This window comes from Actinomadura rubteroloni, from assembly GCF_002911665.1.
Classification (GTDB): domain Bacteria; phylum Actinomycetota; class Actinomycetes; order Streptosporangiales; family Streptosporangiaceae; genus Spirillospora; species Spirillospora rubteroloni.
This window is the reverse complement of sequence record NZ_MTBP01000002.1, coordinates 123,661-145,648: the sequence shown is the minus strand read 5'-3', so window position 1 is coordinate 145,648 and position 21,988 is coordinate 123,661. Positions and strand designations below refer to the sequence as shown.

Sequence of the window (21,988 nt, the reverse complement as noted above, 5' to 3'; positions counted from 1 at the left end):
GAGGAGATGGGTCGTGTCCGCTGTCATGTACGCGTTGCAGGAGGAGTTCGCGCGCGTCGCCAAGGCGCTGGCCGCCCCGTCGCGGCTGGTCCTGCTGGACCTGCTCGCGCAGCGCGAGCACGGCGTCGAGGAACTGGCGGCGGCGGCCGGGATGCGGGTGTCGAACACCTCGGCCCAGTTGAAGGTGCTGGCCGCGTCGGGCCTGGTGACGTCGCGCAGGTCGGGGACGAGCGTGCGCTACCGCGTCGCCGACCACCGCGTCTCCCTGCTGGCCGAACAGCTCAAGCGGGTCGCGGTCGAGGTCTCGCCCGCCGCGGCGCGGGCCGCCCGCGCCGTGCTCGGCCCGGACGCGCGTCCGGTGGGCCGCGCCGAACTCCGGGACCGGCTGGCCGACGGGACGGCCGTCGTGGTCGACGTGCGGCCCGCCGCCGAGTACGCCGCCGGCCACATCGCGGGCGCGCTGAGCATCCCGGCGGACGAACTGGCGGAGCGCCTGGCCGAGGTCCCGGACGGCGCGGAGGTCGTCGCGTACTGCCGGGGCCGCTACTGCGTCCTGTCCGCCGACGCGGTGGCCGTCCTGCACGCCCACGGCCGTCCCGCCCGCATGCTGGACGGCGGGATCGCCGAATGGACGGCCGACGGCCTGCCGACCGCGAGCGCCGCATGACCGCGCCAGCGGGCGCCACCTGACCGGCTGCCTCCGCCCCGTCCCCGGCCGGACGTCCCCCGGCACCCCCTGACGAAAGGCCCCCGTGTGACCACCGCCCCGCCCCGTCCCGCCGCCGCGCCGCCGCACCCGGCGCAGCGGCGGATCCTGGCCGTCCTGGTCGCCGCGCAGATCCTGAGCGGCGCGGGCCTGGCCGCCGGGGTCACCGTCGGCGCGCTGCTGGCCCAGGACATGCTGGGCGGCACCGGCCTCGCCGGGCTCCCCAGCGCCCTGTTCACCGCGGGCGCGGCGGCGACCGCGATCGCGGTGGGCCGCCTGTCCGAACGCGCGGGCCGCCGCGCCGGTCTCGCCGCCGGATACGCCGTCGGGGCCCTGGGCGCCCTCGGCGTCGTCGCGGCGGCGGCCTGGGACCAGCCGGTCCCGCTGTTCGCCGCGCTGTTCGTCTACGGAGCGGGCAGCGCGACCAACCTCCAGGCGCGCTACGCGGGCGCCGACCTGGCGGACCCCGCCCGGCGAGGACGCGCGGTCAGCACCGTCCTGGTCGCGACGACCGTCGGTGCGGTCATCGGCCCCAACCTCGTCCTGCCCCTCGGCCACCTCGCCGACGCGCTCGGCATCCCGCGCCTGGCGGGCCCGTTCCTTCTGGCGGCGGTCGCCTACGCGGCGGCGGGCGCCGTCCTCGGGACGCTCCTGCGCCCCGACCCGCTCACCACCGCGCGAGCGCTGGCCGCCGACCGCGTCGCCGCCCCGGACCACGTCGCCGACGACACCGAACCGCCCGGCGCCCGCGGGCTGCTCCTGCTGGGCACGCTGATCATGGTCCTGACGCAGCTCGTCATGGTCGCGGTGATGACGATGACGCCCGTCCACATGGAGCACCACGGGCACTCCGCCGGCGCGGCGGGCGTGGTCATCGCCGTGCACGTCGGCGCGATGTACCTGCCGTCCCCGCTGTCGGGGATGCTCGTCGACCGCTTCGGCCCGCTGCGCGTCGCGGCCCTGGCGGGCGTCACGATGCTGGCCGCCGGACTCCTGGCGGGCCTGTCCCCGGCACGCTCCGTCCCGCTCCTCGCGCTGGCGCTCGCGCTGCTGGGCCTCGGCTGGAGCTTCGGCCTGGTCGCCGGGACGGCCCTCGTCACCGACACCGTCCGCTTCGCCGCCCGCGCCCGCACCCAGGGCATGGTCGACGTCGCCATCGCGGTGGCGGGCGTCGGCGGCGGCCTGGCCTCCGGCGTGGTCATGATGTCGACGAGCTACACCGTCCTGGCCGTCGGCGGCGGCCTCATCTCCCTCGCCCTGCTCCCCGCCATCGCCGCCACGGCCCGCCACCGGGAGAACGGCGTCCCGGCCCGCTGATCGACGCCTGTATGTAACGATCCCTACGGCAACCGCCCCGACGGCTGCTTCTTCGCCACCCAGCTCGAACCCGAGACCGCGGACCTGCGAATGCCGGCTCCCGCCTACACGTCGGCCGCGCGGCGGCCGACTCCTACGACGAGACGAAAGCCGAAGACCTCTGGAAGACCAGCGAAGCCCTCACCCGTTGAAAGCCCCGGCATCGGGGAGACGTCCCCCGGAAAACACTGCGGGCTCTTGCGGGAGGTGCGTGGAGCACCGGCCACAAGAGCCCGGTCTGTGGGCCACGGACAAGCCATGTCTAACCCCGGCACGCTGGCCGACGCACTCGAGGCCCTGCTAGCCAAGCTGCCCGCACCAACCGACCCGCTCCCGGCCCCGCCGGTAAGAACCATGCAAGGTCGCGCCAAGCAGCTCAAGGACACCGAAGCGCGTGAGGTGGTGGCTGCGTACAAGGCTGGAGCGACGGTCTACCAGCTTGGGCAGCGTTTCGGCATCCACCGGGTGACTGTCAGCAACATCCTCAAGCGGCACGGTGTTCGTATGAGGATGGGCGGGCTGGAATCCGGCCAGATCGAGGAAGCGATCAAGCTCTACCAGGAGGGTTGGTCGCTGCCACGTATCGGCCGACGTTTCGGTGTTGCCGATACGACGGTGCGGGCGCGGCTAATTGAGTGTGGAACGAAGATGCGACCGAGACCAGGAAGAGGATAATGGTAGTCCGAGCTTTTGGCGGTTCCGTTAGGAATCGTCCGCCGTTTGAGACGCCTCCTTTTCGGAACAAAGAATTACAGCCGCTTGCAAAAGCTCATATGCATATCTGTCGGCCGCGTCGCGTACTCGCCTAGAGGACGGGAAGATGAACCAGCAGCCGAGGCAGGCTAGCGCAAGTACTACTGCCGTTACGTTCACTGTCGTAAAAATAGGATGCTTGGCGAATGCGCCATAGGAGCCGATGTAAATAATGCACCCAACGAGTGAAAGTAGTGCAATAATCCGCGCAATCCAGCGAACACCATATAGGTTCCGATGAAAACCATACGATCGGTTTTCGGCACGAACGAGTGGGAATTTGTCACCATCTCGTGTGAGGTTGCGAACCTTGCCGACGGCAACCTCAATCGCCTCATCTGCTCGCGCGGGATTCGCTCGTTCACTGCGCGCGGAGGCGAGACTGGTATCCGTAAGTGCCGATATGGCTTTGCGCCAGGTCTCTCGTTGCAAGGAGTTCTGCGACTGCTCCCTTAGTCGCAATTTTTGCGTTGTTGGTGAACCACCCCAGGAAGCCCATAGCGATTCTTGCGTCTTTCGGCCGTAGTGGCGCACTAGTTCCGCAAGTAGAAGCGGCCCGCCTGCCAGCGAAAGTGCCGTAATGATGGCTGAAACGGCAGGCTGCTTTCGTACGCCAAAGATGGCCATGACAATGACTAGAGGCAGCAGAGCAAGCATGCCAGGTGCAAGCCGCGCCCTGCGCTCGTAATCGTCAAGCCACAACATGATTACGAGTCGCCGTTATCTTCCACGTTCTCATGAAACGGTTCGGGAATCGAAGCGGACCAACCTGGCCTAGTGGGAGCATCGTGGTGATGCCGCTTTGTCGTCCCCTGAGTTACGTGAACAGGGTAACCGCGCCGATGAAAGGCGTTTGTTGTTTTTTTGGCAGGGTGCTTGTGCTCAGGGTTCTTTGCTGGTGCCGATACGAACGCTGAGCCAACCCGAGTGGTTTGCCCCTTCGTCCCCAGCAGGCGATCCAATAGCGAAGGGCTAACGTTACGGCGGCTTCCATGATGAGGCACTTGCACAAAGTTCAGATCTCCGGGTGCGAATCCCTCACCCTCGAGCCGGTCGAGGACATGACCAAGTGCTGGAATACCGGCATCTCCTGTGAGGAGCAACTTGCGCTCGTCGATCGTCAGGAGACAGACGGCGCTCGTATTGTTTCGTGGTGACGTCTCGCCGTCTTCGCGTAGTGTTTCTGTAAAAATGGTTTCGGGAACAAGTGAAGCGGCGAGCTTCCTCAAAGCCTCTTTAATGCTTGGAAGCGAAGACTTAGCTTCGGTTGGTTCAACGATCTCTGCCAGCAGTTCCCGATAATATTCCTCGCTTGGCCCGAGCACGCGAAAAACACCGTCGGAAGTACCAACTCCAGCGAACGGCTCAATAACAGGAACGCCTCGCTGTTTGGCAACTTCTTCGAGACTCGCCGCCCCTTGCAACGAAGCCTTGAGCTTATCACTCAGGGTGCTAACCTTGAACGAGACAGTCTTAGCCCGCGCCATAGCCGACGAGTGCTTCCATGGGAGATGCATTAGTAGCTGCTTAACGTGCATCTCTTCTAGGACCACTTTGAGCCCGGTGATGTGATCCTGGTCGGGGTGGGTGGAGACGACGATATCTACCGTGGTTGTGTTGTAATATTTGGCGATGTGCTCAACGAGTGCCTCGCCGTCATCCGTGTAGCCACCGTCAACAACGATGACTGTTTGCTGCGAACGAGGGCCGTAAAGATTCCCGCAACGGATTGCAATCGCGTCTCCGCCGCTTGATTCATCGCCGACGGGGAGGAAGTCAATTTCGAATCCCATGAGAGCATCCTTGATCTCGTCTTCTCAGCGGACATCCGCAAGAGGGGGTGGGCCTAAGAATTGTAAAGTGCTGCTAGTACGGGTATCCCCGCCACCTTCTCTGCCGTCAGGTCCTCCCAGATCACCCCACGCGGCCGGCGACGCCCCGAGCACCGAATCACCTCGTCCGGTGTCACGATCACATCAACGCTGAAGTCGTGCGCCGTCTCCGGGATGTCCTCGTCCACGACCTGAAGCTGGTGGACGGGTGCCACGATGACCGTCTCGTCGGTGACGAGCCCCGCCTCGATGAGCAGCGCGACTTCAAGGTCGGAGTAGCCCGCGCCCTTCCCGATGCGCGCCCCGGCCCGGTTGACCGCCACGCTGCCGCAGACCACCACGTCGATCGGGCGCATGTCCTCGACGCCGACGCGGCGGGCCACCTGTGCAGCGCCCTTCTTCTCGGCGGCTTCCTCGGGCGGTAGCTCCAGGGTGTCGGGGTCGAGTAGGTAGAAGGGCTGGAGCGTCGCCATGCGCGGCACCGCCATATAGAGGAGCTTGCCGTCACGCAGGGCGCGCACCCGGACGGGGAGCTGTGCCCAATCCGGGTTCGCCTTCACGGTGTGGGCGTCGCGCCACAGGTCCAGCTCGGCCAAGCGCTCGGCGGTCGCCTCCGTACCGCGGAAACCGGGGATCTTGCCGTACGACCCCTCCGGGGCGGCACCTTCGCGTTCCAGCAGCCGCCAGACGCGGTCCCGGACGGCCTGCTTCGCTCGGTCGGTGTTCGCCCTGTCGGTCGCGTCCCCTAGACCGCCGCCATCAGGGCGAGGAGCCGATCCTGTACGTCCTGCACCCACGGTTCCCCCTGCCACCGCCGGAGCTCCCGTCCGGCGGTGAACGCCAGGTTAAGCCCGCCGCCGCCTCGTGTCAGCTCGACCGCATCAATGGTGTGATGCATGGCTTCGCCCGCTTCGTCGCGCTTGTTCTGGCGGATGAGTGACAGGGTGAGGTTCCCGTACGCGATGGCCTGGCTCTTCTTCTTGGCGGCGAGTGACGCGGCCGTTGTCCGCAGGATCGGTTCGGCGCGTTCGGGCAGGTTAAGCGCCAGGTAGCAGGAGCCTGCCAGCCGGTTGAACTCGTTGACGGTGTAGTAGTCGGCCCCCACGTCGTCGGGCGTCACGCGGTCGAACTGCTTCTCGGCGCTGCCGAGGGCGGCTTCGCAGTCGGCGAGGTCGCCGCGCATGGCGTGGCCCTCGGCGACGTGGAGCAGGGCCAGGCCGGTAAGCGCCGGGCTCGTCTGCCGGGCGATGTCCGCGGCTTCGGCCGCGCGGGCGACGCCTTCTTCTGGGTCACCGACGCCGTAGAGCGCGAGGAAGCTCTTGCGCAAGGTGGCATACGCCTCGGTGGCCGGGTCGCGCGCCTGCCGGGCGCACGCGATGGCCTCGTCCAGGTAGCCAAGCGGCGCGGTGTGGTCGCGACGCTGGCTGACGTCCCACACCAGTTGACTCATGAACGTCGCCGATTCGGCTTCGACCTCGAACAAGCTGCGCCGGACACGGCGGTCGCGGGCATGGTCGCGGAGCACCCGGATGTGAGCGTGGACATGGCCGGCTGGCCCAAGGAGCGCCGTCGAGGGAAGCGCGTCGTACTGCTCATCGAGACGGCGCACCCGCTCGTGGAGCTGCGCCACCGCGACCAGGTCGACTCGCGCGGGGTCCTGGACGGCTTGCTGGAGCCGTTCGTCGGACGGGCCGCGCACGACCGCGACGTCATCGAGCAGGGCTTGCAGTTTCTCCGGCGGGATATTCAGCGCCTCCGCCAGCTTCGGCCGCAACCACGGCTGCGGCTCGGTCGCAGCGCCTTCCCACCGGACGATCGTTGACCGTTCGACGCCGAGCAGTTCCGCGAGGTCTTCCTGGCTGTATCCGGCCGCTTTTCGCCGCTGGGCCAACCGAACCCGTTTGGCCGCCATAACACCCTTCCAGGGGTTCCGGGGAAGGCCACGGTACCGCGCCCACCCGTACCCGCCCAGGTCAACGGACCCCGTGCGCCATTTTTGCCTCAGAAGCGCATCCCTTTCGCCGTGGGTTTTTGCAGGTCAGGCCGGTTGTCTGGCCCCTACGCCCGGTTGGGCGGTGCCGCCGCACAGGGCCGTCGCCCAACCGGGTGACCAGGCGAAAGGAGAGGCGAATGGAACGCCCGATGTACGGCTATATACGCATCACGGGCAATGGTGTCTTGCAGGATGAAATCGGCCCGCTCCGGCACGAGCTGGCCGTCTACGCCCGCCGCGAGGGCTTCGCGCTCGGGGAAGTGTTCGCCGAGGCGCTCACCAGTACCGAACCGGCCTTCGACCGCCTGATCGCCGCGCTGAGGCGCGACGGCGTGCGGGACATCATCGTGCCGTCCCTCTGGCACTTCGCCCGGCTGCCCGGTCTGCAAGAGGCCATGCGCCAGCACATCGAGCACGAGACCGGGGCGCGTATCTGGGTCGTGCAGGGGCAGCGGTCATGAACGCCGAGCCGCCCGACTGCCTGACAGCGGCCACCGGCCCGGGACGCCACCGGGCGACCGATACGCGCCGCCAGATGCAGGCCGACGTCACGCTCCTCGCGTTCCAGCACGCTGCCGACCTGGCCCGCCAGTTCACGCGGGACGTCGTCCGCCAATTCGGGATGGTCGGCCTCGTCCGCGACGCCGAGCTGGTCGTCTCCGAGATTGTTACCAACGTCATCAAGGCGGCCGGCCTGACGACGGCCACGCCGTCCGAGAACATCACCGTGCGGCACATGTTTAAGCTGTGCCTGTTCACTGACGACGATTCGCTCATTATCGCGGTGTGGGATGCGCTCCCCGGCTATCCGGTACGCCAGACGCCCGGCCTCGACGCCGAAGCCGGGCGCGGCCTGCTTCTGGTCGACGCCCTCAGCGACGAATGGGGCTCGGCTCCCTACAACAACCACAGCAAAGTCGTCTGGGCGGTTCTCTCGGACGTCGGTACCGACCCGGCTCCGACCTGCCAGGACTGCTAAATGGTTCCATCGACGGATTACCTCGTGTCGGCCTGTACCGGGGACGACGAGGCGTGTGACCGGTGCGGCCAACCGGCCGCGCTAGTCGTAACCGCCTCTGGCGTGCGGACACTGCGTTGCTGCGCCGCGCACTGGCTTGTCGTGCGGTGGGTGCTGGAAGCTCGGCAGTACACCGTTCGGTACGGCGCGGCTGCGCTTGAGCGAATTCAATCCGGGGTCCGGCCGCGGGACGGCGACGCAGCCAGGCAGTAGACGTCGCACGTCGCGACGTCCGCTCCATTTTCGGGCAACAAATGCGCCGCAGATGCTTCACGATGGAAAAACGTTGACAATTATCAACGGGCGTGCATAAATAGAAGTGTTGACAGTCGTCAACGGCTCACATGTCCATCGCCTCGTCGTTGTTCTGCGGCTTACCAAGACGAACTCACATCGAGGGTTCGCCGGCCGCACTTCAACGAGGAGGCTCGATGACCGAGCAACCGGCGGGTGGCGAGGTACGAACCATCGCCATCCGCGTCCCCCCTGCGTTCAAGCAGCAACTCGATTCTGTGGTCGCGCTCACGGACCTGACGCTCAACGATGCGGGAATCGAAGCGCTGCACGCATGGATCGCCGCCAAGCTCGCGGACCCCAAGCTCCGCGAAAAGGCGCGGGCGGACCTGGTGAAGCGCAAGGAAGCGTTCGAGGCGGAAGCCAAGGCGCTCGAAGGGCTGATCGGCGAGGGCGAACCCGCCCCGGAGAAGCCCAGCACGACCCGCAGCCGAGGGAAGACCTCTGGCGGGAACGCCGAGTAGGGGCGCGAGCTCCGGAAAGGCGAAGGGGCATTCCTAGGTACTGATGTTCACCTAGGGATGCCCCATTTTATCATGTCTATAAATAGAATACCCCGCGACAACAACCTGACACGGGGTATTCTAGGTTGCGTTGCGCGGGGTTGCGGCCCGACTCGTGGTTACGTGTCGATGCGCTCGATGATCCCATTGGGATCCGGATGGTCGGGGATACGCTGCATGAGGAGGGCGTAGACATCGAGATAGCCACGAATCCGGACGACCTTCGGCACCGCGTAGTGCAGCTCGGTCATCCACCCTTCGAAAAGCCAGCAGCCATCGAAGTGCGTTTCCAGCGGCTGATGCTCTCGCGCCTGCTCTTCGGGATCCAGTTCGCGGGGCTCGAACACCTTCCTGACGTACTGGACATGGACATAGATCGGCGCTTCCTGGTTGGTTCCCTGGATGCGAAGGGGTGCGGCGCCACCATCGCCCTTCAGGGCGTTGAGGAGGTTGTCGACCGTGATCTCGTCGCCGACTCCCCACTCGAAGACAGGTTCGCCAGCCTCGAAGCCTTTGCGCTTCATCGCCTCTGAATCGGCGAGTTCCATCTCATCAGGTGTCATGACGTGCCCTTCGTGTTTTCGGACGGGACACGCCGCCAACAAGCGATATTGCTGGTTGACAGGGCGTCCGGCCGAAAAACACAAGCAAGCCCGACCAATTAATATATTAACATATTTTGCTCATAAATGCAATACTTGTCAGCGTGTCGATGGTGCGATACGAGTTAATCTTTCGCCTTCTTCTTATCGAGCTGATCGATTTCTTCAAGAATCCTCCCGGGGTGGCAGAGATCGGGCCGGACAAGTTCGCCGCCGCCGTCAATCCAAGTAGGATCGATTTGGGCGTAGTCGAGCTTTCCAATATCAGTTTCTATGAAGCGCCCGATGGTTAGTTTCCTAAGCTCGGCCATATTTTCAGATATTCTGTCCTGGCGTTCGGCTTTGGTTGCGTCATTGTCTTCGCCGACTTGTCTATCCAGGGTCCTTTGGAAATGTCGACGCGCTGTTGATTTAGGGATTGCACCATCATCCTTCATGTCGTTTATCTCTGCAATTTGCAAGGGCTGCAATCCCATTTCTGAGAATTCGACGTCAAAAACAGAAAAGCCCCCAACCTTTTCCTCTGCAATTCGCTTCTTCGCGGTTGAGTTCCAGAGGGACAGCCAGGCGCCAAAATTGCGCCACTTCGCCTCTCCCCAGATGCGCCAGTGGATCAGCTCAGTCCATGCCGGACCACCAAGCTTGCCCTGTCTTTCGAGGATGCTCCTGTTATATTTCCGATCCTTAAAGCGGACCCAGAGAACAAAGTTTGCGACTTCTCGTCCCGCGATAGTGTAGCCACCCCACCCATGTTCCAAAAAACACAGAGGGTCTTCGATTGCGAAGAGCGGGCGAGCTTTCTCAAAGACGTTGTCAATACGGCTGCGAAATACGCTTCGCAATATCTCTTGCGTAAGCGGGTTCATCATTATCTTGTAGTCGTCCATTTTGACAAATTCATACTTGCGAAGAGGTAGCATGGCTTTGTTGAATGCCATCAATGCAAGGGAGAGATCCTTCTTTTCAATGAGCGTTTGACCGAGTAGGTACGACATAATGTATTCGGCTGGGACGAATGAGCTCGGCAGGAACGCTAGAAGCTGCAAGACTTCAAGAGCGCGGGGATCTTCGTCTGTGAGCTTAGCTATCAAGCTCCGGTAAACGAAGTTGAGAGGACGTTCTGATGCCTCCGCGATAGCCTCCATGATGAGTTCTGGGTCGCGCACCGTCATGTAGCAAAAGTCTTGAACGCTTATATCGCTATTCTCTGCGAGGTATTTACACGCTTGCTCGATGGCACGGCGCTGCCCTCCGAGTAGGAGATAGATCCGCATACGGTCTTGTTGGTCGATCGATGGAAGCAGCTTGCGAACGAGTCGCGAAGATGACTCCGGGTCCAAAATTTCATGGACGAAACCCGGGTCTTCTCGGGTGTGCAACTGTGCACCGCTGGACATTTTTGAGGCTGAAATCGCCTCGATCTCAGCCGCTAGAAGGTTCAGCGCTTCCGTTTCTTGTTTTTCCCGGTACGCATCAGAGCCCACGAATGGGAATAGCGCCAAAGCCTCTTTGTGCCACTTAATTGGCTGCGCATCCGTTATGTCGGAATGGAATCCAAAAATTATCGTTGCCAATTCACGCATGACGCCAGGTGTCATGTTTGCGATGGCGTTGCGGAAAAGTGATTCTAGAGCGGAGACAAGATCTTCTCCGTCGCCGGCGTAAGATTGTGCGATCTCTTCGATGAGTGAAAAATCTTGTGGCTCATGCTTATTGCTTCTGATGCGGACAATGCCTCGTTTTCGAAGTTCAACTAGCTCTTTGACAAGACGCCGTCTCCTCTCCGCAGACATCGCCTCTTCAGTCATCTCCTGAACTTTCCTGATATCGTCCTGATTAATCCTGATTCCTCGGATTCTACTTGATTTCCTCGATCTCAGCACCCGGAAGGGCGCGATCGAGGAGGTAGCAGTGTTCCGAGAGCTTGGCACATGGACAGACCGCGTACGTCACCTCCGTACCAAGTCCGACCACTCCCACGTTGACGGGCGCAGCCTCTCCGGCCAGCGTCGCTCAGAGGAAGTACGGACGGACCAGTTCGTCCCGTCTTCCTCTTCAACACCTGGGCTGTGGGCCAACTACGTCCTCACGGCTGCTATCGCGTTCCTCGCCGGAGTGGTCTTCGACCTCACGCGTAGCGGAGGGCCGCTGGCCGCGCTGTGGCTGGCGCTCGCCTCGGCTATCACCGGAGGGATCTTCGCCGTGGTGCTGGCTGGAATGGTGCGCGTTCGGCTCGACCTCTTCCGCCTGAACCGTGAGCAGTCCCGTATCCGGCGTGAGAACTCTGCGCTGCGCGCCGAGATCGACCGGCTGCGCCGCACGCTCGACCACCCCGGCGCCGAGTAATACCGCGACGGCCGGGTGCTGGTTCGCCCCGCGTCCGGCCGTCGCGGCCCCTCGCCTCATCCATTCACTTCTGTGAGGAGCCGTTTCATGTCCCATTCATTCCTGACCTCATTTTCCGGGCGGCGGGTGCTGCCCGTGGTGGCCGCCTCCGGTCTCGCCCTGGCGTCGCTCGCCGCTTGCACGTTCGGGGGGTCGCCGGCTGGGGAGCTCGGTCGTGACCAGAGCATCCTCGCCGCGTGCGGCAAAGGCCCGCGGCCCGCTGTGGACGTCCAGCTCGACGGCACGGGGTCGAGTGCCTCGGCGCAGATCGCCGGGGAGCGGCTGGCCGCGGTGGAACAGCTCGTGCGCACGGCCGCCGTCTGCGGCGGGCGCGTGCGGGTGGCCGTGTTCTCCTCGTCCAGCGCGACGGAGACCGTGTTGTTCGAGGGGGCGCTGCCGCTTGCGGGCGCGACCACGAACGCCCGGTTGCGGCGGGTGCCGCGTGTGGTCGGCCGGGTCGTGACGCAGGTGCGGCGGGGTTACGGCCCGGCGGTGCGGCGTCTGGACCGGGGCGGGAGTGACATCACGGGGGCGTACCGGCTGGCGGGTGAGTGGTCCCGGCAGCTCGGCAGCGGTTACCGGCTCCGGCTGTTCGTGTTCACGGACGGCTTTCAGAACGTCGGCCCGGTGAAGCTTTCCGGCGCGGCGTTGGCGAACAGCAGCCACGTGCGCGGGCTCGCCGAGCGGGTGAGCATGCCGGCGTTGCCGGGCTCGTGGATCACGGTGGCGGGGCTCGGCCGGGTGGCGGGCAAGCCGCCGTCCTCGGCGGTCGTTGAGGGGCTGGTCGCCTTCTATGACGCGGTGTGCCGCCGGGCGGGCGCGTCCCGTTGCGTGTCGGTCAGCGACGACGCGGTGGCGGGCCAGTGAAGCCGCCGAAGCTGGGGCGGTCCAGGCGGGCGGGCATGCCGGTGGACGCCTGGGTGCAGGACGCCGACGCCATCTCCGTGGCGCGGCTGGATGAGGTGGGCGGGCATCCGCGCCCGTCGGGCGTGGGCGTCAGTTACGTCGAGCAGGAGTTCCATGCCCTGGCCGAGGAGCAGGAATGGAGCTGGCCCGCCGAGGGCGAGCACCAGGCCCGCCCGTTCCAGATGCGGGCGCACGGGCTCGAGCAAGCGGCGGACGCGGCCGGGCTCCTGCTGCTTGAAAGCGCGGCCACGGTGCGGCAGGCCACTGCCGATTACCGGCACGCGTTCCAGACCTTGTCACCCCACACGCGGCGGGAGCCGGGCGCGAAGTGGCGGTACTGGCTGTGCTGGCTGGTCCTGGTGCTCGGCGACACGGCCGGGGTCTGGTCGGCCGCCGTCACGGGTGGCGACATTGTGTATATCGCGTTCGGGCAAGCACTGGCCTCGGGCGTCGCCGCTGGGTGCGCCGGGCTGGTCGGGGCGGAGCTGAAGTACCTGCGCATGGCGCGGGGACGCCGCCGCGACCCCGACACCCTCACCGCCGACGAACAGCGCTACCGGCGCTTGTTCGCCCCCACCGACGAGGGCACCGGGGTGGTGCGGCTGGTCGGGCTGCTGTCGCTGCTCGTCGTGGTGCTGGTGGCGGCGGGAGTGTTCACGCTGCGCGGCTCCATCGAGGGCGGCGCCGCCGGGGCGACGTTCGGGATGCTGGCGGCGGCCAGCGCGCTCGGGTCGCTGCTGCTGGGCTACGCCTCCGCCGACGAGGTCGCCGACCTCATCGCGGGCGCAGCCAAACGCGCCCACCGCGCGGAGAAACGGCACCGCACCCTGGCCGCCGCCGCGCCGCTACGCGAACGGGCCGAGGCGGCGGAAGCGGCCCGGTCGCTGCGCGTCGAGCACGAGCTGCGCGGCCGGGCCGCGGGCAAACGCGTCGAGGCGCTGGGCTGGCGGGTGCTGCGCCGCAACCCGCACGTCTTCGGGCACGGCTACCCGGCCGGTGAGACCAGCGGGATCATCGGGCGGCGGACACGGCGAGGCGGGGCGGCATGACCCGCCACGGTCGTCTGCCCGGCGTCCTGGTCCCGAGCCGCCTGCTCGGCTCGCCGACGCAACGCCCGCCGGCGGCGTCGGGGCTGCACGCCTCAGCGCTCGGCCACCCCGGACACCCCGCTACTACGCCGACCTTGCTCATCGCGATGTTCGACAACTCCGGCTCCGTCGTCACGCCCGGCGGCACCGACCCGACCAGCAACCGCTTCGCCGAAGTCGACGCGGCCTTCTCCCTGGTCGCCCGGCACGGCACGCGGCGCGAGCTCGGCGCGGTGCTGCACTTCGACACACCCTCACGCGGCGACGTTCCGCCGCTGCCGCTCCAGCGCCGCAACCTGCCCCGCCTGCGCGCCGGACTCCGCCTGCCGCACGGCGACGCGGGGTGCAGCGTCCTCGGCCCCAGCCTCACCCGCGCCACCGCCCTCGCCGACGCCCACCCCGACCACGCCACGACCTTGGTCGTCTTGTCGGACTTCCTCCTCCTGGACGACGACCCGGCCAAGGCAATGACCGACCTGGCGGCCTTCCCCGGCGACGTCCACGCGGTCGTCCTCGGTAACGCGGTCCCCGCCAGCCGCTTCGCCTCACCCATCTCCGTCACACCCATTACCCGCGACGCCCGCCCGGGGGCGGTCGCGCGGGCGCTGCTGCGCAGCCTCACCACCCACCGGCCCGGCAGCGCGATACCAGGCGAGCCGCCGTAATCCGTCGCGCATTCCACAACGGCATTACTCGGCCACAGCACGCGCCAAAACGAGCCCGCCAGTAAGAGGCGCAGCACCGTCGCACCGGACGAATATTCGGGCGAACCTTCGGGCGAAACGACGATTGCCCCGAACGTCACGACACGTCATACCTACACCCAGACCCGAGGACACCAAAACGCGTCCCGGGACTGGGAAAGGAGGGACCACCCACATGGACGAGAACAAGCAGCCAGCGAACCAACGACGCGTTCCGTCGAAATTCAGGACGATTCTCGCGGACCCGCCGTGGGACGTGATGCAACATGGCACGCGCGGGGCGTCGCGTCATTATCCGCTCATGTCGCTGAACCGGATAAAGGCGATGCCTGTGAGTGATCTCGCCGAAGAGGACGCCTTTCTCTGGCTGTGGTGTACCAATGCCACTCTGCGCGATGGCTACGACATTGCGGAAGCCTGGGGCTTTACCGTTCGGTCACCGTTGACCTGGATCAAGTTCCGCCTTGGCCTCGGCCACTACTTGCGGAATGCCAGTGAACACCTGCTGCTCGCAACCCGTGGCCGGGCGCATGTGCTGGCCAGGAACCAGCCGACGTGGATGCCCGCGCCAGTGCAAGAGCACAGCCACAAACCGGAGGAATAGTTCGCCGTTATCGAGCGCCTGACGCCCGGCCCGTACCTCGAACTGTTCGCGCGGCGTCGGCCACCGAGCGACAAAGCATGGTTCGTCTGGGGGAACGAGATTTCCGCTGACCTCTCTATTCCTGGATATCCGGTGCCGAGCGACCGCACCAAGAAGCGGGAGGGCTGAACGATGGGGGAACAGCCGAACCCCTGGCACAACCCGTTCCAAACGCTGTTCCGGATCAGCTTGCTGGTTCTTGGCTCGGCGGTCGCCCTGAACGTTGCAATCACCTATCTGCGGCTGGTCGTGCCGTGGCTGCTCGGCGCGGCGGGAGTCGCCGGAGTGGTGTGGTGCGTCGTGGCGGTGGTGCGCTGGAGAAAGTCCCAATGGTGACGCCTACCCCTGTTATGTGTATTCAGAGAAAGACGTTGTGGAAAACACAAACATCGTTGACGGATTCGCCGTTTTCCGCAACAGATAGATGAGGCAACCGTTGACAAATGTCAACAGCCAGAAAGGAGGTTGGAGATGGGAAGACGAAAAACAACCAAGCGGCAGCGGCGTGAGGAGCGCCGGTTCCGCGTACGAGGGGTGCGCCGCGACCCGCCCGACATGCGCAAGCTCGGCCAGGCGTTGCTCAGCCTGGCCCAAGCCGAAGCCGAGCGGCAGGCGCAGGCCGACCACGAAGCCCAGCAGGGCGAGAAGCGGCGGGACCGCCACGAAGCGGATGACGCCCAGGCCGCACCGAAAGAAGGCCGGGATGGCTGACACGACCCGTCTGGTGTTCGGTGAGCTCCACTTTCCTCGGCCGCTGGCTGTGGACCGGGTGGTCGAGTGGCTGACGCATCTGGCGTCGGCAGGCTCGGCCCGGCTGGTCCTCGAAGCCCGCGCGGATACCGCTGGCGTGCGGTACCTGCTGGGCAGCCGATCTGATGATTTGGCACGGCTGCGCCGTCAGCTCGGCGCGGCCATGCCTGGCACGCAGTTCGTCACGGGAGCGTCCCCGCTAAGACGTGACACCGTCCAAGCAGCAGCCCGCGTCCGGCTGCGACCGGCTGGCCTGCCGCTACGGACCGACGCGCCCGAGGCGACAACGCGCGCATTGCTCTCGCACCTGGCCGTGCCGCTCCATGCGGCCGAGGCGCTCGTCGTCCAGGTCGTACTCGGTCCGTCCCATGCGCCGCGCCGGATGCTCGGGCGGCCCGCGGAACCGGCCTCGTCGGTGTGGTCGCTGCTCAGCAGGGGGCAATCCGCTGCCAGCACTGAGACCCGTGCCCGTATGGCGCGACGGCTCGGGCAAGCCGGGTTCGCGGCGACCGTCCGGCTTGGGATTGCCAGTCGTCATCGTGACCGTCGCCGCGCGCTGCTCTTCGGCCTTATGGGTGCGCTGGCGACCGCGCAGAGTGCCGGGGTACGGCTGGACCTGGTGCGCGAGGCACCCAAACGGCTCGATCTCGGGATGGTGCCGTGGCGATGGCCGCTGCATCTGGGGGTCGATGAACTGGCCGTGCTGCTCGGCTGGCCCTACCCGGAGGGCGAGTTGCCGGGGCTGCCGCCGCTGCATCCGCGCCCGCTACGGGCCGCGGATGGCGTCCACACCGGACCGCGTGTCTTCGCCCAAAGTGCCGCACCGGGCGACGACCGCACGGTCGGCATCTCCGCGACCGACCAGACGTTTCACGCCGTCGCCTACGGACCGAGCGGGAGCGGCAAGACCAATGCGCTCCTGCACCTCATCGTGGCGGATATCGAGGCAGGGCGGCCCGTCGCGGTCTTGGACCCCAAGAAACAGCTCATTGACGACGTCCTCGTTCGCGTCCCCGACCACCGCGTTGACGATGTCGTCATCCTGGACGCCGCCGAGGCGCAGCCGGTCGGCTTCAACCCGCTCGACGTCACCGGCCGCGACCCCGACGTGGTGGTCGACGGAATCCTGGCCGTCTTCCAGGCGGTGTTCGCGGACGGCTGGGGGCCGCGCACCGCCGACACCTTCTCGGCGTCCCTGCGGACGCTGGCCCGCGCCAGCTCGGCCACACGCCCGGCGACACTCCTGGACCTGCCCCGGCTGCTCACCGATCCGCAGTTCCGACGCCCGCTGGTCGGCCGCGTCCACGACGACATGGCACTGGCCGGATTCTGGGCCTGGTACGAGGCGCAGTCGCCCGGCGCACAGGCAGCGGTGATCGCCCCGCCACTGAACAAGCTGCGCCAATTCCTGCTCCGGCCGGCATTGACCCGGATGCTAGATCAGCGGGAGAGCCGGTTCCGGCTGCGCGACACCTTCCGGGACAACAAGGTCGTCCTGGTACCGCTCAACGAGGGACTCATCGGACCGGGAACGGCCTCGCTCCTCGGCTCACTCGTCATCGCCGACCTCTGGCAGGCCACCCAGGAACGCGCCGACGACCCGAAGGCAAGCACACACCCGGGAATGATCTACGTCGACGAAGCCCCGCGCTTCTTGAACTTGCCCCTGTCGCTGGCCGACGCCCTCGCCGTCTCCCGGTCGCTCGGTGTCGGCTGGTTCCTGGCCGCGCAGTTCCGCTGCCGACGACTACGGCATCGAGCCCAACGGGCCGCGCGACCACGAAGACGAAACTACGCCACCAGAAAGATAACTAGCAGGGTGGGAAAGGAGGAATCACAATGACAACCAAAAACGACACCGTTCCCACCCGCAGCGTTCTCGCTCAGCTTCGCGCGCTTGCTCGTGAGCCAATCACTGGCCTGGACGACCTGCGACGCGTCGCTCGCGCCCAAGCGGCTACCTTGTTCACGACGCTTGCCGCGCCGCTGCACGACCTGCCCGAACGGCTACCCGCGCTCATCCCGAGCATCCGCATCGAGTACGTCCCGGACGTGCCGCTGCCGAGCCTCAGCTTCTGGGCACAAAGACACTGGCACATCCATATCCGTGATAGCGACCCGCCACAGCTCCAGATCGTGGCGCTGCTACGGGAACTCAAACGCATCATCGACTGGCCGCTGCGTACCCGGCAGGGCGGCATTACGAGCCGCCAATGGGAGGGGCTCGCCGCGCAGTTCGGCCGCGACGTCATCGCCGCGACAACCGCGCACAACCAGAAAGGGGAAACGCCATGAACGACAAACCACCGATAAGCGCCTACCTCAACCCGCCTGCTGCGGCGCGTCCGACTCCAGCCGCTCTCATCCCGAACGGCGGGAAGGACAAGCCGGTCGCTGTCGAAGAAGCGTTCCTCTACCTGCGCGTGTCGTCTAAGAAGCAGATGGACACCGACGCCGACTTCGACCCAGAGGGCAACTCCATTCCGACACAGCGCCGCATCGCGCAGGCCAAAGCCGACGCGATGGGCGTCACCGTAGCAGACGAGTACGTGGAGCCCGGCCGCAGCGCCACCAGCATCGACAAGCGACCGGTCTTCCAACAGATGATGGCCGACCTCAAACAGCGCCCCACCGTGCGCTACGTCATCGTCTACATGATGTCCCGCGCCTTCCGTAACGCACTGGAAGAACTCGCCACCAAGGCTCAGCTCGCCAAGATGGGCGTCACCCTCATCTCCGCCAAGGAGAACTTCGGCGACGGCTACCTCGGCGACGCCATGCAGGGCATCATGGCGATCTTCAACGAGCTGCAAGTCCGCATGAGCGGCGAGGACATCAAGGTCAAGATGGCCAACAAGGTCCGCAACGGCGGCACGGTCAACCGCGCGCCCATCGGGTACCTCAACGCCGCCAAACGAGTCGACGGCCGGGAAGTCCGCACGGTCATCATTGACCCGGAGCGCGGCCCGCTCATCCGCCAGGCGTTCGAGCTGTACGCCACCGGCGACTACACGCTGGCCGACCTCACCGACGAACTGTACGACCGTGGCCTCACCACCCGGCCGACCGCCGCCTACTCGGCGCAGGCGCTGACGATCACGACGCTGTCCAAGGTGCTGCGTGACCGCTACTACCTCGGCTACGTCGTCTACAAGGGCGAGATCCACCCTGGCCGGCACGACGCCATCATCGACGAGGACCTCTTCGACCGCGTGCAAGAAATCATCGAAACACGGGCCGCCGCCCACGAGCTCCGTCGCGTCCACCACCACTACCTCAAGGGGTCGCTGTTCTGCGGGGCGTGTGCGGCCAAGGGTGAACGAGGCCGCCTCATCATGCAGCAGACGACGAACCGGCATGGGACGACGTACCTCTACTTCTTCTGCCGGGGACGGCAGTCGGGGTTCTGCATGACACCGCACATCAACGCGGTGAAGCTGGAGGAACTGGTCGAAGCGCACTACGACACGATCCGCTTTGCTCCGGCGTTCGTGACGACGGTGCGGGCGCACCTGCACGAGGCCATCGCGGAGAAGGAGGCGGGTGCCCGCCTCCTGCACCAGCAGCTCAGCGCGCAGCTCGCGGCCCTCGATGCGAAGGAGGACAACCTGCTCGACCTGGCGGCGGACGGGGAACTGCCCAAGGAAAAGATCAAGGGCAAATTGCGGGAGATTGAGGCGCAGCGCCGCAAGCTGCGCGCCCGGTTGGACGACACTGACGCCACCTTGAGCGACGCGGCCCGGCTTATCGAGCTGGCCGTGACGCTGCTGGAAGACCCGCAGGCGACCTACCTCAAGAGCGACGACCACCAACGACGGCTCATGAACCAGGCCATCTTCCAGGCGCTCTACGTGGAGGAAGACGAGATTACGGGCTACGAGCTCACGGAGCCGTTCGCCAGCTTGCACGCGCTGGAGGGCGCGTGGCGGGCCGAGCGGGCGCAGGAGCGGGCCGACGCCCTCCAGAACGGCACTACGGCCGACATGGGCGCTAACGCGCCCGAAAACGGTAACAGCGCCCTCCCCGAGGGGGAGGGCGCTGCCTGGGATCTGACCTTGCAGGAGCTGCTAGGTACCCGATCGGACGGGGGTTCTAGTGGGTCCTGCTTGGTGGGCGATACTGGGATTGAACCAGTGACCTCTACCGTGTCAAGGTAGCGCTCTCCCACTGAGCTAATCGCCCGGGGCCCGCATCCGCCTGCGGTGCGGGCACCAGAGGTGGAGACGGGATTTGAACCCGTGTAGACGGCTTTGCAGGCCGTTGCCTCGCCTCTCGGCCACTCCACCAGAGCGAGACCGCCTGGCTGTGCAAGGGCCTCTCAGAGCGGAAGACGGGATTTGAACCCGCGACCCTCACCTTGGCAAGGTGATGCTCTACCCCTGAGCCACTTCCGCGTGACGCTGTTCGGGCCTTCCCTTTCGGGGCGGTCCCTCGCGGCGACGGGTTAACTCTAGCGGAACTCGGCGGCCGTTGCGTACTCGGCGGGCTCGTCGCTGACGGCGGCGTGCAGGGCGTCCCAGAAGGCGAGGTCGTCGTCGTCCCGGAAGCGGTCGATGCGGCCCCAGAACTCGTGGTCCTCGGCGGCGTGGGCGGCGGCGAGGGACAGGGCCGGCATGACCGTCGTGGTGGACTCGGCGGCGTCGAGGTCGGCGGGGGTGACGCCCACCGGCAGCTCGACGGGCGCGGTGCGGTGGTGCCGGCCGCGCTTGCGGACGCGGATGGGCGGCGTCGTCGGGGCCTTGGCGGCGGTGGCGCGGCCGACGGCGAGCGCGGCGGTCCCGCAGAGGATGAGGGCGAGGACGCCGCCGAGCACGACGTCCTGCGCGGGCACCGTCGGCGCGCTGGACGCGGGCGCGTCGTGCTGCGGCGCTCCCTGCGCGGGCGCGGCGGACGCGGGCGCCGCGCCGATGTTCTCGACCTTGGCGGGCGGCGCCGCGTGCTTGGGCGTGTACTTCTCGGGCACCGGCATCTTGCCGGGGTAGCCGAAGCCGACGACGTCGTCCAGGCTGCGGGTCTTGCGGGTGAGCTGGTACCCGTCGGCGTTGCCCTCGATGGTGTGGATCGTGCGGCCCTGGACGCTCTCGACGATCCCGACGTGGTCGACCTGGTCGATGTCCCCGCTGCCGGACCAGTCGTAGAAGACGAAGGCCCCCGGCTCGGGCTTGGTGCCCCACGCGCCGTGGTCGCGGAACCAGTGGGCGTGCTCGATCGTGGACGCGAACTGCCCGGCCTGCTCGGCGACGCCCGCCTTGCTCGCGGCCCAGGCGAGGAACATGTCGCACCAGGGGGCGGTGGTGAAGTACGCGTCGTGGTCGCCGTCCACGTTCTTGCGGTACCACTCGCCGAACTTGGTGTAGCCGTCGCCCTTCTCGGTGTAGCCGAGTTCCGACTTGACGACGGCCAGCATCTTCTTGCCGATCGGGTCCATCAAGGGCTCCCCAAGCGCCTTCGAAGGTGCGGGCGGGAGCCCGACCCAAGGGTGGTCCGCGACGACTCAAGGTCACGTTCTGATCTCGGGTGAATGTAATCGAGGTAAAGACCCCTCGGCAAGCGCCCGGCGCGATGGGGTCAAATCAGACTAGGCGCGCGATGGTCCGGACGGGCCATGTCACGTGTAGCCCCGGGGGAGGACGATGACCGGGCACAGCGCCGCGCGCACCATCTTGAGCCCGATCTCGCTGAGGAAGACGCGGTGCGGCGACGCGTCCTCGCTGCTCGCCACGACCATCATCTCGCCCGGGTCCCAGCCCGCGTCCGCCATCGCCGCCGCCACGTCGTCGCCCTCGCCGAGCCCGGCGCTGACGTCGTCGGGGTCGAGCCCGGACGAGTCAAGCGCGAGCCGGACCGCGAGCGCCAGGTCGTCCTGGAGCGGGCCGCGCGGGTCGCCCTCCAGCGCGAGCGTCAGCAGACGCAGCGGCACGCCGTACTCCTGCGCGGCGACCGACGCCCGCAGCACCGCCTCCTCGCACTGCGGACGCCCGACGTACATGACCGTGAGCCGTTCGGCCCGCGCGGCGGGGACGTGGCCCGCCGGGACGACCAGGACGGACTCGGGCGCCGAGTGCAGCAGGTGGTCGGCGGCGGACCCGAGCGTGATCCGGCCGCGCGCCCCGCCCGCCGCCGAGCCGATGACGATCGCGTCGGCGCCCGCGCGGGCGGCGGCGGTGGCCAGCCCGCGCCCGACGCTGCGGCTCGCGACGGCGACGACCTCGGTGGCCGGGTCGTCGAGCCGGGTGCGCAGCCGTCCGAGCAGGGTGGCGGCCTCGGTCGCGGCGGCGGGCCGGCCGGGCGGGTGGACGTGCGCGACGGTGACCAGCCCGCCCGTGTGGCGGACGAGGTCGAACGCCGTCGCCAGGGCCTCGTCCCCGCCCCGGCCCGGCGCGTAGCCGACCAGCAGGTGCTGTCCGATCATGAGTCCAGCATCCCCGCCGGGCGCGCGGGCGGCGCCGCCGGGG

23 protein-coding genes and 3 tRNA genes are annotated in these 21,988 nt (G+C 66.7%); 15 read left to right on the top strand and 11 right to left on the bottom strand.

The genetic code is table 11. The features are described 5' to 3' along the window. Positions 1-13: 13 nt before the first annotated feature. The 3 genes from BTM25_RS12085 to BTM25_RS12075 all read left to right on the top strand — a co-directional run bounded on the left by BTM25_RS12085 (position 14) and on the right by BTM25_RS12075 (position 2,737). Positions 14-667 carry an ArsR/SmtB family transcription factor gene (locus BTM25_RS12085; protein WP_235828378.1) on the top strand — a complete coding sequence of 218 codons (654 nt, stop codon included), beginning with the start codon at positions 14-16 and terminating at the stop codon, positions 665-667. 87 nt (positions 668-754) lie between these two features. Next, positions 755-2,023, top strand: a complete 1,269-nt coding sequence (locus BTM25_RS12080; protein WP_146059045.1) for an MFS transporter — start codon at positions 755-757, stop codon at positions 2,021-2,023. Positions 2,024-2,320: 297 nt separating this feature from the next. Next, the gene (locus BTM25_RS12075; RefSeq protein ID WP_103563010.1) at positions 2,321-2,737 is read left to right on the top strand and encodes a hypothetical protein; all 417 of its coding nucleotides are present in this window, start codon (positions 2,321-2,323) and stop codon (positions 2,735-2,737) included. A gap of 27 nt (positions 2,738-2,764) precedes the next feature. Here BTM25_RS12075 and BTM25_RS29185 read toward each other — a convergent pair whose 3' ends face one another. The 4 genes from BTM25_RS29185 to BTM25_RS12060 all read right to left on the bottom strand — a co-directional run bounded on the left by BTM25_RS29185 (position 2,765) and on the right by BTM25_RS12060 (position 6,559). Continuing rightward, entirely contained in the window at positions 2,765-3,442 is a 678-nt protein-coding gene (locus tag BTM25_RS29185; protein WP_146059044.1) for a hypothetical protein, read from the bottom strand. Between the two features lie 80 nt (positions 3,443-3,522). Beyond that, positions 3,523-4,608, bottom strand: a complete 1,086-nt coding sequence (locus BTM25_RS12070) for a ComEC/Rec2 family competence protein (protein WP_103563009.1) — start codon at positions 4,606-4,608, stop codon at positions 3,523-3,525. A 53-nt stretch (positions 4,609-4,661) separates the two neighbouring features. Beyond that, on the bottom strand, positions 4,662-5,444 hold the full coding sequence (locus BTM25_RS12065) for a 5-formyltetrahydrofolate cyclo-ligase (RefSeq protein ID WP_103563008.1): 783 nt from the start codon (positions 5,442-5,444) through the stop codon (positions 4,662-4,664). Next, positions 5,393-6,559, bottom strand: coding sequence for a helix-turn-helix transcriptional regulator (locus BTM25_RS12060; protein WP_103563007.1), 1,167 nt, complete (start codon positions 6,557-6,559; stop codon positions 5,393-5,395). The genes BTM25_RS12065 and BTM25_RS12060 overlap by 52 nt, the downstream gene beginning before the upstream one ends. Positions 6,560-6,777: 218 nt before the next feature. Here BTM25_RS12060 and BTM25_RS12055 point away from each other — a divergent pair, with 218 nt between their 5' ends. From BTM25_RS12055 to BTM25_RS12045, 3 genes are all read left to right on the top strand, one after another. Further along, complete coding sequence (locus BTM25_RS12055; RefSeq protein WP_103563006.1) at positions 6,778-7,101, top strand: recombinase family protein; 324 nt, start codon at positions 6,778-6,780, stop codon at positions 7,099-7,101. Beyond that, positions 7,098-7,619, top strand: coding sequence for an ATP-binding protein (locus BTM25_RS12050; RefSeq protein WP_103563005.1), 522 nt, complete (start codon positions 7,098-7,100; stop codon positions 7,617-7,619). The genes BTM25_RS12055 and BTM25_RS12050 overlap by 4 nt, the downstream gene beginning before the upstream one ends. Positions 7,620-8,089: 470 nt before the next feature. Beyond that, on the top strand, positions 8,090-8,416 hold the full coding sequence (locus BTM25_RS12045; RefSeq protein WP_146059043.1) for a hypothetical protein: 327 nt from the start codon (positions 8,090-8,092) through the stop codon (positions 8,414-8,416). A 158-nt stretch (positions 8,417-8,574) separates the two neighbouring features. Here BTM25_RS12045 and BTM25_RS12040 read toward each other — a convergent pair whose 3' ends face one another. Next, entirely contained in the window at positions 8,575-9,018 is a 444-nt protein-coding gene (locus BTM25_RS12040; RefSeq protein ID WP_103563003.1) for a hypothetical protein, read from the bottom strand. 164 nt (positions 9,019-9,182) lie between these two features. Beyond that, positions 9,183-10,865, bottom strand: a complete 1,683-nt coding sequence (locus tag BTM25_RS29180) for a hypothetical protein (protein ID WP_146059042.1) — start codon at positions 10,863-10,865, stop codon at positions 9,183-9,185. Between the two features lie 307 nt (positions 10,866-11,172). Here BTM25_RS29180 and BTM25_RS29175 point away from each other — a divergent pair, with 307 nt between their 5' ends. The 9 genes from BTM25_RS29175 to BTM25_RS30920 all read left to right on the top strand — a co-directional run bounded on the left by BTM25_RS29175 (position 11,173) and on the right by BTM25_RS30920 (position 19,690). Continuing rightward, entirely contained in the window at positions 11,173-11,403 is a 231-nt protein-coding gene (locus BTM25_RS29175; protein WP_146059041.1) for a hypothetical protein, read from the top strand. Between the two features lie 87 nt (positions 11,404-11,490). Continuing rightward, complete coding sequence (locus BTM25_RS12030; protein ID WP_103563001.1) at positions 11,491-12,309, top strand: hypothetical protein; 819 nt, start codon at positions 11,491-11,493, stop codon at positions 12,307-12,309. 35 nt (positions 12,310-12,344) lie between these two features. After that, positions 12,345-13,397 (top strand): hypothetical protein, encoded by a 1,053-nt coding sequence (locus tag BTM25_RS12025; protein WP_103563000.1) that lies wholly within the window; start codon positions 12,345-12,347, stop codon positions 13,395-13,397. Further along, on the top strand, positions 13,394-14,101 hold the full coding sequence (locus tag BTM25_RS12020) for a hypothetical protein (RefSeq protein ID WP_146059040.1): 708 nt from the start codon (positions 13,394-13,396) through the stop codon (positions 14,099-14,101). The genes BTM25_RS12025 and BTM25_RS12020 overlap by 4 nt, the downstream gene beginning before the upstream one ends. Before the next feature lie 214 nt (positions 14,102-14,315). Then, a complete protein-coding gene (locus BTM25_RS12015) occupies positions 14,316-14,744 on the top strand; it encodes an MT-A70 family methyltransferase (RefSeq protein WP_205648091.1) in 429 nt (142 codons plus the stop codon). 171 nt (positions 14,745-14,915) lie between these two features. Then, positions 14,916-15,119, top strand: a complete 204-nt coding sequence (locus BTM25_RS12010) for a hypothetical protein (RefSeq protein ID WP_103562998.1) — start codon at positions 14,916-14,918, stop codon at positions 15,117-15,119. 135 nt (positions 15,120-15,254) lie between these two features. After that, positions 15,255-15,494, top strand: a complete 240-nt coding sequence (locus tag BTM25_RS29170) for a hypothetical protein (RefSeq protein ID WP_146059039.1) — start codon at positions 15,255-15,257, stop codon at positions 15,492-15,494. Further along, positions 15,487-17,376: a type IV secretory system conjugative DNA transfer family protein gene (locus BTM25_RS12005; RefSeq protein WP_103562997.1), complete on the top strand. Its 1,890-nt coding sequence runs from the start codon at positions 15,487-15,489 to the stop codon at positions 17,374-17,376. Before BTM25_RS29170 ends, BTM25_RS12005 begins: the two co-directional genes overlap by 8 nt. 370 nt (positions 17,377-17,746) lie before the next feature. After that, on the top strand, positions 17,747-19,690 hold the full coding sequence (locus BTM25_RS30920) for a recombinase family protein (RefSeq protein ID WP_407923396.1): 1,944 nt from the start codon (positions 17,747-17,749) through the stop codon (positions 19,688-19,690). Here the strand turns inward: BTM25_RS30920 and BTM25_RS11985 are convergent. The 5 genes from BTM25_RS11985 to BTM25_RS11965 form a co-directional block, all read right to left on the bottom strand. Next, a tRNA-Val gene (locus BTM25_RS11985) sits at positions 19,641-19,715 on the bottom strand. The genes BTM25_RS30920 and BTM25_RS11985 overlap by 50 nt on opposite strands. 33 nt (positions 19,716-19,748) lie before the next feature. Beyond that, positions 19,749-19,819, bottom strand: a tRNA-Cys gene (locus BTM25_RS11980). Positions 19,820-19,855: 36 nt separating this feature from the next. Continuing rightward, positions 19,856-19,927, bottom strand: a tRNA-Gly gene (locus tag BTM25_RS11975). Positions 19,928-19,983: 56 nt separating this feature from the next. Then, positions 19,984-20,961 carry a CHAP domain-containing protein gene (locus BTM25_RS11970; protein ID WP_103562995.1) on the bottom strand — a complete coding sequence of 326 codons (978 nt, stop codon included), beginning with the start codon at positions 20,959-20,961 and terminating at the stop codon, positions 19,984-19,986. Positions 20,962-21,141: 180 nt separating this feature from the next. Continuing rightward, complete coding sequence (locus BTM25_RS11965; protein WP_103562994.1) at positions 21,142-21,945, bottom strand: universal stress protein; 804 nt, start codon at positions 21,943-21,945, stop codon at positions 21,142-21,144. Positions 21,946-21,988 lie beyond the last annotated feature (43 nt).